This is a genomic window from Mucilaginibacter sp. P5_A4 (assembly GCF_056400605.1).
In genome coordinates, this window is sequence record NZ_JBFUKX010000024.1 from 76,505 (window position 1) to 91,818 (window position 15,314).

General features: G+C 41.3%; 11 protein-coding genes. 5 read left to right on the plus strand and 6 right to left on the minus strand.

Features of this window, described 5'->3' with window-relative positions:
• Positions 1–17 precede the first annotated feature (17 nt).
• Both AC1DQW_RS15585 and AC1DQW_RS15590 read left to right on the plus strand, forming a co-directional pair.
• Positions 18–827 carry a tRNA pseudouridine synthase A gene (locus AC1DQW_RS15585; protein WP_477454934.1) on the plus strand — a complete coding sequence of 270 codons (810 nt, stop codon included), beginning with the start codon at positions 18–20 and terminating at the stop codon, positions 825–827.
• Positions 828–944: 117 nt separating this feature from the next.
• Positions 945–2,246 (plus strand): DEAD/DEAH box helicase, encoded by a 1,302-nt coding sequence (locus AC1DQW_RS15590; protein ID WP_477454935.1) that lies wholly within the window; start codon positions 945–947, stop codon positions 2,244–2,246.
• Here AC1DQW_RS15590 and AC1DQW_RS15595 read toward each other — a convergent pair.
• Positions 2,243–2,467, minus strand: coding sequence for a VF530 family protein (locus AC1DQW_RS15595; protein ID WP_477454936.1), 225 nt, complete (start codon positions 2,465–2,467; stop codon positions 2,243–2,245). The genes AC1DQW_RS15590 and AC1DQW_RS15595 overlap by 4 nt on opposite strands.
• A gap of 262 nt (positions 2,468–2,729) precedes the next feature.
• On the opposite strand from AC1DQW_RS15595, the gene AC1DQW_RS15600 reads away from it, so the two are divergent.
• On the plus strand, positions 2,730–7,022 hold the full coding sequence (locus AC1DQW_RS15600) for a hybrid sensor histidine kinase/response regulator (protein ID WP_477454937.1): 4,293 nt from the start codon (positions 2,730–2,732) through the stop codon (positions 7,020–7,022).
• Positions 7,023–7,120: 98 nt separating this feature from the next.
• Here AC1DQW_RS15600 and AC1DQW_RS15605 read toward each other — a convergent pair whose 3' ends face one another.
• Positions 7,121–7,774 carry a YceH family protein gene (locus AC1DQW_RS15605; RefSeq protein WP_477454938.1) on the minus strand — a complete coding sequence of 218 codons (654 nt, stop codon included), beginning with the start codon at positions 7,772–7,774 and terminating at the stop codon, positions 7,121–7,123.
• A 159-nt stretch (positions 7,775–7,933) separates the two neighbouring features.
• Between AC1DQW_RS15605 and AC1DQW_RS15610 the strand changes: the two genes are divergently transcribed.
• Entirely contained in the window at positions 7,934–8,755 is an 822-nt protein-coding gene (locus AC1DQW_RS15610) for an MBL fold metallo-hydrolase (protein ID WP_477454939.1), read from the plus strand.
• 4 nt (positions 8,756–8,759) lie between these two features.
• On the opposite strand, the gene AC1DQW_RS15615 is transcribed toward AC1DQW_RS15610, so the two are convergent.
• On the minus strand, positions 8,760–9,530 hold the full coding sequence (locus AC1DQW_RS15615) for a M90 family metallopeptidase (RefSeq protein ID WP_477454940.1): 771 nt from the start codon (positions 9,528–9,530) through the stop codon (positions 8,760–8,762).
• A 97-nt stretch (positions 9,531–9,627) separates the two neighbouring features.
• Positions 9,628–10,347 carry a DUF92 domain-containing protein gene (locus AC1DQW_RS15620; protein ID WP_477454941.1) on the minus strand — a complete coding sequence of 240 codons (720 nt, stop codon included), beginning with the start codon at positions 10,345–10,347 and terminating at the stop codon, positions 9,628–9,630.
• A 61-nt stretch (positions 10,348–10,408) separates the two neighbouring features.
• Between AC1DQW_RS15620 and AC1DQW_RS15625 the strand changes: the two genes are divergently transcribed.
• Positions 10,409–11,098 (plus strand): class I SAM-dependent methyltransferase, encoded by a 690-nt coding sequence (locus tag AC1DQW_RS15625; protein ID WP_477454942.1) that lies wholly within the window; start codon positions 10,409–10,411, stop codon positions 11,096–11,098.
• A 43-nt stretch (positions 11,099–11,141) separates the two neighbouring features.
• Here AC1DQW_RS15625 and AC1DQW_RS15630 read toward each other — a convergent pair whose 3' ends face one another.
• Together AC1DQW_RS15630 and AC1DQW_RS15635 are read right to left on the minus strand one after the other, a co-directional pair.
• Entirely contained in the window at positions 11,142–12,023 is an 882-nt protein-coding gene (locus AC1DQW_RS15630; RefSeq protein WP_477454943.1) for an AraC family transcriptional regulator, read from the minus strand.
• Positions 12,024–12,180: 157 nt separating this feature from the next.
• Positions 12,181–15,060 (minus strand): TonB-dependent receptor, encoded by a 2,880-nt coding sequence (locus AC1DQW_RS15635; protein ID WP_477454944.1) that lies wholly within the window; start codon positions 15,058–15,060, stop codon positions 12,181–12,183.
• Between the last annotated feature and the right edge of the window lie 254 nt (positions 15,061–15,314).

Here is a 15,314-nt window from a genome sequence, read left to right on the forward strand (position 1 = left end):
TTTTTGGGCAAAGGATCATGCGGTATTTTTTTCATATAGGTTATCATGGCACAAAGTATAGCGGCTGGCAAAAACATGCCGGCGTTGTAAGTGTGCAGGCAATCTTTGAAGCCGCACTAAGCAGGCTTTTAAAAACCCAAATAGCCATTAACGGCTGTGGCCGTACTGATGCTCATGTGCATGCCAGCCAGTTTTTTTTTCATATTGACGTAGAGCAGGAATGGGATTTTGACCTGTTTTTCAGGCTGAATAAAATTTTGCCTGATGATATCGCGGTATTTGACATTATCCCGATGCAGGGCCTGCCCCACGCCCGGTTTGATGCTGTGCAACGCTCTTACGATTACTTCATTCATACCTATAAGGACCCGTTTTTAAGTGGCTTTAGCGCGTTATACCCCGAAACAAATTTTAACATTGATGAAATGAAAAAGGCGGCGGCCCTGTTGCCGCTTTATAGCGATTACCGCGGCTTCTGCAAAATGCCCGATAGGATTGAACATACTATCTGCAATGTGAGTTCGGCCGGGTTGTACGTAGATAAAACTGGCGACAGGCTGCGTTTTAACATATCCGCAAACCGTTTTTTAAGCAGGATGATCAGGATCATCATTGGCCGCCTGCTGGAAATTGGCCGCGGGGAGATGAGCGTTGACGAATTTGAGGGTTACCTTATCAGCAGGCAAACGCCAAAGATCATTATTCCTGCCTATCCGCAGGGTTTATACCTGTCAAAAGTGACTTATCCTTACCTTGATATTCCGGCCCGACCTACCTTTTCGGGCCTGCTGCAAAAGGATGATGATGCGGTTTGGCACTCCATATAATATTGAAGAAACACTCCCCTCTTGCCTCCTGATTTTAATATCTTGACTCCCGGTATGGATATAAGCGGTATTTTAGGTAATTTCGCACTCTCAAATATTATTTAATAAGGTTCTCAGATGGTGTGGTTTGAAAAATTGAAGCTGAAAAAGCAACTGGTTAAGTCGGTAAATGAAGCTGGTTTCACAAACCCGAAAGAACTGCAACTAAAAACCTTGTCGAGAATAGTTGGTGGCCAGGACATTATCGCCATAGGTTATGAAGGCAGCGGTAAAACTACAACCTATGTTTTAGGTGTGTTAAACCGCTTTAATTATGCACCCGAGGGCGTTCCGCATGTATTGATCCTGGTACCCGAAAAAGAAGATGTATTAAGCGTAATTGAACAATTTGACCTGCTTAATAAAAATAAATCTATTAAAATTGTTGGACTGTATGTAGCGCCGGGCATAGAAGCACAAATGGATGCGTTGGCCGATGGCGCCGATATTGTTGTTGCCACTCCCGACAGGGCAAGAGCCATTTACCTCAAACTTGCCCTTAACCTTAATAAGGTTGTTCTTTTTGTAGTTGATGATGCCGACGAGATGATTAAAAAAGGCATGCAATTACCTGTAATTGAACTGGCTAACAGCATTGGCAAAAGCCAGAAACTGGTATTTACCGAGGTAATGCACAGCAAACTGGAAAAAATGTTGGCGCCTTTTATGCATGAGCCTGCCATCATCGAAGTTGAAGCATTGGCAGAAAAACCGTTAGAAACACACCCGCAGTTATTATATAACGTACCAAACTTTGGCACCAAACTAAACCTGCTTAATTTGTTTATGTACGATGAGGAGCTATTTACCAAAACCGTTGTGTTTGTAAATACCCGTGCCACAGCAGATAAAGTTTATAAAAGCCTCCAAACCCGCCTGCGTAGTGCCGTTGCCTATTTAAACCCACAATTTTTTGATAGCCCCGGTTTTAAAAGCATTGAAGACTTTAAGGCCGACGAAGGTTCAAGGGTATTGTTGGTAGCTAATGAAAATGAAGAAACCATTAACCTTACAGATATCCCCTTCCTGATCCATTTTGACCTGCCGGCAGAAAAAGAGATCTTCATTGAGCGCATCACTAACCATTTACCGGATAGTGAAAACGAAACCATGGCACTAACCTTCGCTACCGATCTTGAACTTAGCCAGGTTAAAAAGATTGAACAGGCCATTGGTAAAAAAATATCCATGGCAGAGCTGCCCGAAGAATTAATAATTGAAAAAGATATAAAAGTTAAAAAGGAAGAGAAAGCGCCTAAGTCGAACCCCGATACTCCTATAGCGGGCGCGGCCTTTCACGAGAAAAAAGCGGCTAACTCAAAAACTTACAACTTTAGTTCGGGCCAAAAGGCTAAAATGAACAACAAGCGCAAGCACTAATTTTTTTTGGTAAAGTAGTGTATATACATGTCTTCAACCTTTTTGCGGGCCCAGGGTGTTTTGCGCAAAAATTTAAGGCTTGATGATATGCTGGGATCATCCAGGAAGCAATTGATCCTTATCTGGTAACCAAGTTCGGCCCAACCAAAACGGGCCACCAGGTCGTTCAGTATCGTTTCTAAAGTTTTTCCATGAAGCGGATTATTTACTTGTTGCGGCATATGCAAAGGTAAATAAATATGTTTTACATCTTTTCACCTTAAGTAGCCAAAGTGTTAAAAGAGCACGGGGCTTTTGAGTTCGTTTTCCCGGAAACATAGTGTAAATTACAAGGTATTTTATTAATTTAACCTGCGCTAAAGCATAACTAAATTTATCTATCCCCGTTTAAATATATTTGACCGGCAATACCAAATAATTACTTAATTTCTAACGTCAAAGTTGTATGCACAATATACCCCATTTAATAACATCCTGATATCAATGAGTGGCTATAAGTTTTACCTGGTTTTATTTTTTCAAGCTATATCATTATCAGCAATTGCCCAGGATCAGCCTATTCATTTTCAGCACATTGGCAGTAAGGAGAACCTTTCAGAACTTAATGTCAATTCCATGATCCAGGGTAGCCGCGGCTTTATATGGGTAGGCACGCGCGACGGCTTAAACCGCTACGATGGTACTAAGTTTAAGATTTTCAGAAACAATATCAATGATAATACCAGCATCAGCAACAATTCTGTAAACCACATTGTTGAGGATAAAAATGGCGATATCTGGATAGCCACCAGCGGCGGCATTAATAAATACGATCGCCAAAAGAACCGCTTTTACCGTTATCTGCACAACGACAAACTACTAAACAGCCTTACAAACAATTTCACTGTAAATGTTGCCCTGGATAAGGATGGCAATTTATGGATAGCTACTTTAAAAGATGGTGTTGATGAATATATCATCAGCCAAAACAAATTTGTTCACTACAAGTACAACAAGGATGATCCACACAGCCTGAGCGACGATCACGCCAGGGTTATTTATGTAGATGGTAAAAAAAATATATGGATAGGTACCGCATCCGGCCTAAATCTTTTTAATCCTAAAACCAAAAGTTTTACCAGTTTTAAACATGATGAAAACGACGACGGTACCATATCTTCCGACAGAATAACCAGCATTTTTGAGGATAGCAGCCATCGGCTATGGGTTGGCACCGGGAACGGGTTAAACTTATATGATGCCAATACGCTAACTTTTAAACATTTTAAAAACATTGCCAATAACACCAATTCGTTACCCTATAACGGGGTACAATGCATCAGCGAAGACAGTAACCATAATTTATGGATAGGTACTGAAAACGGCGGACTTAGCATTTTTAATTTTACCGAAAGCAAATTCAGTAACCACACCCAGGACGATATAGATAATAGCAGTATCCCCAGCAACTCTGTTGATGTGATATTGAAAGATAAGTTTGGCAATATGTGGCTAAGTACCTTTGCATCAGGTATCAGCTTTTATAAAAAGACAAATGAAAATTTTACCCAATTTAAACACAGCTCACGGCCCAACAGCTTATCCAATAATTTTGTACTAAGTATTACCGAAGATAAAAATCATAATATTTGGGTTGGCACTGATGGCGGCGGACTAAATCTGTTTGATATAAAAACAGGAACATTTAAAGTTTATCGTTTTGATGCCCGGGATAAAACGAGTATAGGGGGCAATAATAACCTGGCCTTAAAAGAAGATGACAAAAATAATTTATGGATAGGTACCTGGGGCGATGGTGTAAGCGTAATGAATCTGCAAACCCGTAAATTCAAAACATACAAACACAATGAAAACGACTCTACCAGCTTAGGCGGCGACAACGTATATGCTATAACAACCACCCTTGATCATAAAATATGGATTGGCACGCTTGGACAAGGGCTTGATTTATTTGATCCTAAAACAAATAGTTTTATTCATTACAGGCATAATGCAAGCGATCCTCACAGCCTCAGCAGCGATAATATTAATTCGCTTTTAGGCGATTCGAGAGGTAATCTTTGGGTTGGCACCAATGATGGCGGCTTAAACCTTTTTAACGCAACAAGCAATACATTTAAAACTTTTAAATATGATGCATCAAAAAACAGCTTGAGCAACAATTCTGCTCTTGATCTGTTCGAGGATCATTCGGGGAACATATGGATATGCACTTATAATGGTTTAAACCGTTTTGATCCTAAAACAAACAAATTTACAGTTTATAAAGCCAGGGATGGCTTGCCTAATGATTACGCTTATGCCATAAGGGAAGATAATAACAACAACCTTTGGATAAGCGGCAACAATGGCCTGTCAAGATTCAACCCGCGGACAAGAAGGTTCAGGAATTTTTCTACTGATGATGGTTTGCAGGCCGATGAGTTTAAACCCCACTCCGCTGTAAAAAGTCATGATGGCACTTTATATTTCGGCGGAGTTAATGGATTCAACATGTTTGATCCTGATAGGATAACCCAAACCGTTTATGATCCTCCGCTGCGGTTAACCGATTTCCAGATATTTAATAAAACTGTTCCTGTAGCCCAAACCGATGATGATCCCTCACCGTTAAAAAGGGATATTACTGAAACAAAATCTATTACTTTAACCCATGAGCAATCGGTTATTTCTTTTGAGTTTGTATCACTGGATTTTGCCCAGGTTAATAAAAAAGAATATGCATACCAGTTAGAAAACTTCGATAACAACTGGAACTATGTGGGCACAAAAAATACTGCCACGTATACCAATTTACCGGCAGGCGACTACACCTTCAAGGTAAAAAGTCGCAATAGCGATGGTAAATGGTCAAAGCACCAACTTAGTTTAAATCTCACCGTTTTACCTCCTTTCTGGCTTACCTGGTGGTTTATTTCGGCTACAGTATTGCTTGTCCTTACTTTAATTTATAGCCTTTACCGGTGGAAAGTAAACAGCATAGAAAAACAAAAGCGTCTATTAGAAAAACAGGTTTCTGAACGTACTGCCGAGGTTTTATACCAGTCGGAAGCATTAAAAAAACAGTCGGGTGATCTTCAGGTTCTAAATTCCGAACTGCAGGCACAATCTGAGGAGTTACAGGCCCTGAACGAAGAGCTGCTATCACAATCAGAAGAGCTTGAACTTCACATGACCCAGGAAAAAGAAGCCCGCGAAGAGGCCGACAAAGCTAACCAGGCCAAAAGCGTATTCCTGGCCACCATGAGTCATGAGATACGTACGCCTATGAATGGCGTAATTGGCATGGCTTCACTTTTAAGTGAAACGGGGCTTAACCACGAACAACGCGAATACACAGATACGATTATATCATGCGGTGACAGTTTGGTTAACGTTATCAATGATATTCTTGATTTTTCGAAGATAGAATCGGGCAAAATGGATATGGAGAAAGAGGATTTCGACCTGCGCCATTGTATTGAAGATGTGCTCGACTTGTTTTCGCCTAAAGCATCGCAACAAGGCCTTGAGCTGGTTTACCAAATAGATCCTGCCCTGCCCAACCAGGTTATTGGTGACAGCCTTCGCCTTAAACAGGTGATTAGCAATTTAATCAGCAATGCCCTGAAGTTTACGCAACAGGGTGAAGTATTTATAAAGGTTTTCCTTTCAAAAACCCATAGTAACAGTGATATCGAGATAGGTTTTAGTGTGATGGATACCGGAATAGGCATCCATGAAAAAAAGATATCGAGCTTGTTCAATGCATTTTGGCAGGCCGATTCATCTACTACGCGTAAATATGGCGGTACTGGCTTGGGTTTGGTTATCTGCCAGCGTTTGGTAAAACTAATGGGGGGTGATATTTGGGTAGAAAGTGTTTACGGTGAAGGATCGGTATTTGCGTTTACTATTAACGTGGCGGTAAGCCAAAAGCAATCTAAATATGTACCGCTGGTATTTGATACTGCCATATTGGAAGGCAAAAAGGTATTGATTGTTGATGATAACAAAACCAACCTTTTTATCCTTAAAACCCAGTTAGAGCAATGGGGGCTGATTACTATAACCGCCTCGTCGGCAGCCGATGGCCTTGTATTACTGGCTAATGATAAAGATTACAATCTTATCATTACCGATATGGAAATGCCCGGGATGGATGGTGTTGTTTTTGCAACTGCTGTTAAAGCCCAATATGCGCAACTGCCCATTATTATGCTAAGCTCTGTTGGCGATGGTTCAAAAACAAAATATCCGGGGCTGTTCTCGGCAATATTAACCAAGCCGGTTAAACAAAATCAACTCGGTAAAAGCATCCAGGCCGAGTTGAAAGGTGATAGAAATCCACCCGAAACAGAAACTAAAGCTGTAAAACTGCTTGATGAAAAATTTGCTAGTGAGTTCCCGCTCAATATTCTGGTTGCCGAAGATAACCTGGTGAATCAAAAACTCATCAGCCGCATGCTAAACAAGCTGGGGTACGAATTTGCACTGGCCGAGACCGGGCTTGAAGTATTGCAAAAATTAGATGAACAGGATTTTAACGTAATATTAATGGACATCCAGATGCCCGAAATGGATGGCTTTGAAGCAACCCGCTCTATCCGCGAGAGCAACCGTAAACTACAGCCATTCATTATAGCCATGACCGCAAACGCGGGCCCCGATGACCGCGACCAGTGCATTAGCGAAGGCATGGACGATTACATTGCCAAACCCATGAAACCAGAAGGTTTGATAACAGTTTTGAAAGCCGCGCATAAGATGATGAGATTGGTGGGTATAAGCAAATAATATTCCCGCCAGGTTAGTGTACCGTAACTCACGAGTATAATGCTGCAAGCTCGCGTTAAATGATAAAACCTGGCGGCAGTTGAAATTTACCAATACTTCTACCCCATCAATTCCTTCATCAGTTTATCAAAGGCCTCTTTCATTTCGGCCAGGTCTTGCTCTAATTTGGCAACACGGGCTTCAAGGCCACCGGATGATCTGACGCCTAATTCTTCCATTTCATCATCGTCGCTTATTTCGGGGATACCAGCTAACAGGTGGGCATAGCGCTGCTCTTTTTGTCCGGGGCGTTTAGGGAGTTGTACGATATAGGGCATAGCCGGGTCTGCCAGTTTCTCCAGCATTTCCTGCACTTCCTCAATGGATTCAAACTCATATAACCTGCCCGAATTGGTATTCAATTCACCCGGTGTTTGCGGGCCGCGCAATATCAGCAGGCAAATTAAAGCCACCTCTGCCGGTATCACGGGGAAAACTATTGCAAAATTGTGTTTGTATTTAATGTTACGGATAGATCCCCCGGTTGCGGTCGATATCAGTCCGCGCCTTTTTAGCGTGTTCAGCGCCTCCGTAACCGTACTCTCATCATAGTTTACAACCGGCTTGCGTGATGTTTTCTGGTTACAGGCAGCAGTTAAACCATTGAGGGTCATTGGATAATAATCCGGTGTGGTTTTGCTTTTTTCCATCAGTGAGCCAAGCACACGCAGTTCGGCCGCGTCAAGTATGGGTAAAGTTTGTGGTGAATCCATGGCTAAATATAAGCAGCTTTTTATAACCGCAAAAAAATGTCGCTTATTTTTAAAAGTGTGGCCATACAACAGCTAATAATATAGTGCAAATCCGTTACTTTGTATAATAGGATTGAAGGGTAGCTTTTAGCTTTCGGCCTTCAGCTTTGGCTTAAAAACATGTCTTTATTTATAACATCACTAAATTCGGGGAGTAATGGCAATTGCTATTACGTAGGGAACGAGCGGGAGGCTATATTGGTTGATGCCGGCATATCATGCCGTGAAACTGAAAAACGCATGGCCAGGCTTGGCCTTTCCATGAGCAAAGTAAAAGCCATTTTTGTATCCCATGAACATTCTGATCATATTCGCGGTATACCGGTATTAGCTAAAAAGTTTAACCTGCCGGTGTATATTACACCTGGTACATTACTCCATTTGGGCAATAGCGTAAACCTGCAACTGGTTCATCACCTGCGCGAATTTGAAACGGTAACTATTGGTGAACTGGAAATAACATCTTTCCCCAAAGTACATGACGCTACCGAACCCCATAGTTTTATCATCAGCTGCCGCGATATTAAGGTGGGTGTATTTACCGACCTGGGGATTGTATGCGATCAGCTGATCCGCTATTTTAGCCAGTGCCATGCCGCATTTTTGGAAGCTAATTATGACGAGGATATGTTGGAGCATGGCGGATACCCTTATCACCTGAAAAGACGGATCCGCGGCGGTAAAGGCCACCTGAGCAATAAACAGGCACTGGCATTATTCATGACCCACCGACCAGCCCACATGACGCATTTGCTGTTATCCCACCTATCTAAAAACAATAACGATCCTAAATTGGTAGAAGACCTGTTTACCAGCTGCGCCGACGGGATCAAAATAGTAGTTGCATCAAGGTATGAGGAAACGCCCGTTTATTACATTGGCCATGCCGGTAATACCTTAGAAATAGCCGGCCAATTGGATTTGGGCTTTAATTCGTTGTAAAAAATTATTCTGTTGCCCTATCCTGCTTAAATATAGTGCTCAGCATTTCATATAGTTCGGGATGCCTGTGCTTCAATTCATCTGGCTTTTGGAAAAAATATTCGGCTACTACGGCAAAAAACTCCGCTTCGTTGGTAATGGCGTAAGGATTAATATCCGATTCGCCCTCTTCTATTTTACGAATCTCCTGGTGAATCATTTTAAGCCAGGGCAATACATATTCATGCGCCAGCAGATATTCAGGTACGCCATTGGTTGCTCCGTCACTTTTATCCAGCAGGTGCACAAACTCATGAATGGCTGTATTCTCCTTCCCTGCCCACCTGGAAAAACCTTTGGTTAAAGCAGCCCGCGACAAAATCATCTGGCCATTCATATATCCTGTACCTACCATACCCAGTATACTGCGGTTTTCGCCTTCAAACTGAAACTCACTATCAAAGGTATCCGGATATAATATTACGTTAGTTAAATTCCTGTACTCCCAATCCTTAAACCCAAAGATGGGGATCACCGCGCTTGAAGCTATCATCACCCTATCGGTATCATCAACTATAGTACCTACACCTTCAATAGTAATTCCGTTAAGAAATGTATTTATTTTCTGTTCAAATATTTGTTTGCCAGCTTCATCCAATTGTTGATAAAATTGAATGTGCTGCTCCAGGATTGATCTGTAACCGGCATTAAGCGAGACTGTTTTTGCCTTATTGCTTTTTAAAAAGAAATAAGCAACCAGGGCAAAAACAATAAAGGCGATTAAAATAAAAATCATATGGTAAATATCAGTATTATGTAGAAGCTAAAAGTAGAATGCACAAAGCTTAAAGCTAATAGATTGATTTTCAATCTTATTTAATCAATTTACTTAATTAATAGACTCCATATAAGTAAAGCAACAGCATAACCAAAGCAGCTATCAAAGTATTTAAAAAATTAACTGCATTATTGCTCATATAATGCTTTCGCTCCAGCAATGCCCCCATTACCGAATCGCTTAAATTTCCTGTTGTTCCGGCAATAACAATCCAGATCATGTTTAAACTCCATCCAAAGCCGATGGCGTAAATTACCGCTATCAAACAACTTCCTGCTATGCCTATCAATGTTCCTTCTAAACTAATCACGCCATCCAGTCCCCGTTCATCAGCCTTCAGGGTAATAATATTGTAGAAACGCTTACCATAAACCGTACCCAATTCTGATGACAGCGTATCGGCCGTTGCCGAGGCAAAGCTGGCAGTCATCATCAGCGCCAGTAAATGAGTGAGCTGAGGATACAGCAGCACCAATAATCCAATTACACCCGCTACACCCGCATTGGCCAGCACCTGCCCGGTTGTTCTGCCGCTTTTACGTTCTTCGGCAATAATAAAAGCTTGTTTTTTATTTTGTTGCCACGATGTAGCCGCCGATCCTAAAATAAAAAAGGTGGTCATCATGGCTATACCGGTAAAACCTGCACCTGTAAAAACAAAATAAGCTACTAGTCCCCCGGTTAACGCGGCAATAAAAGTTAGCTTTTTTGCTGTAACACTGTAAGATATGCCTGTAACAATGATAAGGGCCAGTAAGGTATTACTTGTGAACATAATAACCAAAGGTATTTATTGTGCCGGTAATTAAGCGTTCAATTCATACTTTTGCCCCAGCATGAAAGATATTTTAGGTCAGGCCATACACAATCATTATCACAAAAATCCATCGCACAAATTATGGATCAATAACCAATATGGCCCAAAGGAAGAAATGCCTATAGAAATTTACTTCCGTGATGAGGACGATATGCCCGATATTGAATGGCTTGCACTTAATGAGTGCCGGGGTGAAGTACTTGACATTGGCGCAGGTGCAGGCAGCCACGCCCTGTTGCTGCAGGAACGCCGCTTTGATGTAACCGCCCTGGAGATCTCGGCCCTTGCTGCCGCTGTGATGCAGGCCCGTGGCGTAAAAAAAGTGATCACTGCTGATATATTTGAATATAAGGACCGCAAATATGATACCCTGCTGTTACTGATGAACGGAATAGGCCTGACAGGAACACTAACAAACCTCAAAGTATTTTTAGTACATGTAAAAAGCCTGCTTAATAAGGGTGGGCAGCTATTATTCGATTCGTCGGATATTGCTTACCTGTACGAGGGAAACCTTCCCGATACCGGTAAATACTACGGCGAGCTCAGCTATCAGTATCAATATAGCCGGACAAAAACCGACTGGTTCCCATGGCTTTATGTTGATGAAAAAACATTGGCTGCTATAGCCAAAGAAGCCGGGTTTGAAATGGAAGTTTTACTGGAAGACGAGTATCAGCAGTATTTGGTGAGACTAAGCCCCCTCTAAATCTCCCCCTGAAGGGGGAGACTTTTAAAAATTACCAGGACTATTAACCGATTTTCTCATTATAGTTTTCCATATACTCCCTTGGTGAATTACCTGTTACCGACCGGAATACCCGATTAAAATTGGTGATGCTTTTAAACCCGCATTTATAAGCCACCGAAGCTATACTATCTGATTTATTAGCTGTAAGCATTTTGCAGGCTTCATTAACGCGCACCTCGTTTAAAAAGGTTATAAAAGTATTACCGGTATGCTTTTTAAAATAGCGGCAAAAGGATTCGGATGTCATAAAGGCTGCTTTTGCCACATCATCCAGCGTAATTGCCTGGGTATAATTTTGTATAATGTAGTTGTATATATTGCCTATCCGTATCCCCTCGCTATCGGTAATACCCGGCAAATTTCCATAGGATGAAAGTGGTTGCAATTGCTCGCTTATCCCGCTTAACTCTTTCATTAATTGAATAAATTGCACCAATTGGTCCCCGCCATTGGTATCTCTCAAACCGGTAAGCTTATCAACTATTTTATCAATATCGGCATTGGGCACTTTAAAACCCTGCTGGTGCTGATTAAGAAAAAGCTTATAAGCACGCATTTCGGGCAGGTCAAAAAGAGCAGCAAGTATCCCATCAGGATTAAAAAAAATACTTAATGCGCTTATAGCGCCTTCAGTTTCATTTTCAAAATACTCCGGGTTACTTTTAAATAAATGCGGCAGGTTGGCCCCCAATAAAAACACATCGCCGGGCCCAAAAGGATGCATGTTATTACCGGCAATGAGTGTGCCTTCGCCCTGCTGAATCCATGTTAGCTGGGTTTCTTTGTGCCTGTGCAGGTAGGGATAAAAATAAGGCAGGCTAAACTGATCGGCAATTACACTTTTATCGTGAGCAACAGGAATGGTAAACTGTAAAACCTTCATTTGGAATCCGCTTCAAACACAAACAATAGGCAAATATTACCATAAAAATTCAATTTAGCCAAATAAAGAGTTAATATTTGATTAAACCACCAAAGATCAAAAAAAATCCCCCGGCTCAAATTGAACCGGGGGATAAATATTTGTTGTTATGATTTTATTAAAAATGGAATGCCAGTTTGGTAAACATCCTCATACCATTAAAGCCCATTTGTACGGCATCAAAAGGACCTCCTGATTCACTATCACCCCATGATGACTTATGAGCGCCTTCTGTAACAGCTAAATCCGGATGTACGTTAAATATGTTATCTACGCCAACAGTCCATGATATTTGTTTGGATATTTTATAAGATACATATAAATCGGCAGTAGCTTTTCCGTGGAAAACAAAGTTTTCCGGAACAACGCCTTTGCCGTTATCCAAATCAACATAAGGATCCCAACCGTTGCCCGAAGCAGAAATGTTAGCGCCGCCCGGTCCGTCAGGATTTGCGCCTGGTACACTACTATAACCAAAGCCCTGTGTAGTCAGTTTGCCGTAATAAGTAATATGGCTACCTGCCGCAAATTTGCCATATCCGTATTCAAGACCTAAAGAGAACTTTTCGCGGGGGGCAGAGGCCTTTAAAAAGGCAGCCTCCCTTGTACTAAAGTATGCCTGCTGGTGTGCATAGGTATCGCTCAGCGCGGCCGGAATATTAACTTTATCAATAGTTAGCCCTTGTATGTTCCCGGCAAATAAGGCTGTAAACTTATTTTTACCCCATGACTTGCGATAATCTAATACTATATCAATCCCTTTATTGGTTGTATTTACTGCATTGGTAAAAAAGTTGGCGCTTGTTACGTTATTAGCTATCAGGTAATTTTTTATCGCGGTTACCGTGGTATCAAAACTACCGGTAATTACTATCCTGTTTTTAATTTTAATAATATAACCATCAACAGTTACATTAAAATCATGTGTTGGTTTCCATGTAAATCCTAAGCTGGTATTGGTTGAAGTTTCCTGGCTCAGTTTTGGGATCCCTACCTGGCGGGCGGCTTCAGAGTAATTTGGAATCAATTTGGCATAAACCAATTCGCCGGCAATAATATTAGTATTGGTATTACTAAAATTCATTTGCTGTAATGTAGGTGCCCTAAAACCCGTACTAAATGAGCCCCTTAAATTAAAGTTGTCGCTTACTTTATAGCGGGATGCCAATTTAAACGTGCTTACCCCTCCAAAATCCGAATAATGTTCAAACCGTGCAGCACCGTCAACCAGCCATGCTTTGGTTACATCCAACGTACCTTCTATATAAGCGGCTTCGTTAGTTCTGTGGGCGTTAACCTCGTCGGTAGGCTGATAGCCAGGATATCCCTGAGATCCGGAAGCCTTTGAAACACCGTTTAACAGGGCCCCACCATTTATATAGGAGTCTGGTTCTCCGGCATTCAGTTTATAACGTTCATACCTGAATTCGCCGCCGAAAGATAATGTTAATCCCTGGGCCACATGTTCAAAATGCTTGGTTACATCGGCGTTAGCTGTATTTTGTAAAAAGTTAAACCCTCCGTCGTCAAACCTGTTTTTAGTATATTGCTGCGGTAAAGGCAACGACGCATTAAAGGTTTGGTTACCCCAATAATGAAAATCATTATATCCTGTATTATTGCTCAAATCCCAGTCCCAGCCATCGCCCATAGTACCTTTAAAACCCAATGCGCCCGACATATCTTTTATATAAACATCTTCCTGTGGATTGTAATATACATTAGCTGTATCTAAAGCCCCCGGTGTAGGGTCGAAAACACGCATAATGCCCGGTACAAATATTAACTTACCATTTTCATCAGTAGGGAATTTTATATGATTACTTCCACTGCTCCACCTGCGTGTCCAGGCATATACATTTGAATGTTTATAGTTATAGCCACCAAAAGAATAAAAAGTGGTTTGAGTACCTGCAATAGGAATTTCCATATTATACATTCCACCACCGGATTTAACAGAACCATCGCCAAATGCTCTTCTCCAGGCATTAACACCTAAGGCATTTGGATTTGTATCCCAGTTGGTTTCGGGTACAGCCCTGAAAGTTTTACCCTGGTCCATAAAGTTGCCGCCAAAATTAATAAAGCCGCCGTTTTTTCCAATCGCCAGTCCATAATCCATGCCTAATGTAAAAGTTTTACCATCAACTTGGGAGCCTGTATAATATTGGGTTGGATCAACATTGTTCAGTGTATTGTATTTATGATCATAATAACCACTGCCACCAATATTTATATTCAGTCGATTTACATCTTTTTTCAAAACGATATTAATAACCCCCGCGATGGCATCAGAACCATATTGTGCCGAAGCGCCATCACGCAGGATCTCTACCCTGTCAATAGCTGCTTCAGGTATCGCATTTAAGTCGGTACCACTGTTGCCGCGGCCACGGGTGCCTACCTGGTTCACAAATGCCGACAAGTGACGGCGTTTACCATTGATCAACACCAATGTTTGGTCAAAACCCAGGCCACGCAAACTGGCAAAATCGATAGCATCAGACCCATCGCCGCCGCTTTGCTTATTATAGTTAAATGAAGGTACCGCCTGGTTCAGCTGGCTCATCAAATCGGGTTTTGCAGTAGTTTCGCCAATCTGGCTCGTCCTGAGCACATCTACAGGTACCGGCGAATCCATTTTAGTGCGACCACCGCCACGGCTTCCTACTACTACCACTTCTTTTAAAGCCTCCGAGGAAGTAAGCAGCTCCACATCCAGCGTCTTGGTTTCACCCGCGGCAAGCTGTACGGTTACTATTTTCTTTTCAAAGCCTATTGCCGAAAAACTTACCTGGTATGAGCCGGCTTTTAAGGTTAAAGTATACTTACCATCAATGTCGGTTGTGGTGCCTGCACCTGCCGGTAATACTTTTATAGTCCCGGCACTTATGGTTTTACCGGCACTGGATACGGTCCCCGTAAGCTTTTGCGCAAAAAGCGGGGAACAAAGCAATAAGAGTGCTCCAAAAAGAAAAAAGTGTAGTTTTAAATTCATTGTTCGTTTGATTGATTAACTAATTATGTTGATTGACCCACAAATTAGATTAATTTTCATAAAAAACATCAACATTTTATCAAAAACAATAAAATTTATTCAAAATCTACATCAATATTTCAACAAAAACTAAAAATACATTAATAAAATAAATAAATTAATAAAATATAGTCAACTTTTTTCATCATAAGTAAATTATACAATAATTATTGATCGATTTTTTTTCAATATAAATAAATTCTACAATATAAATC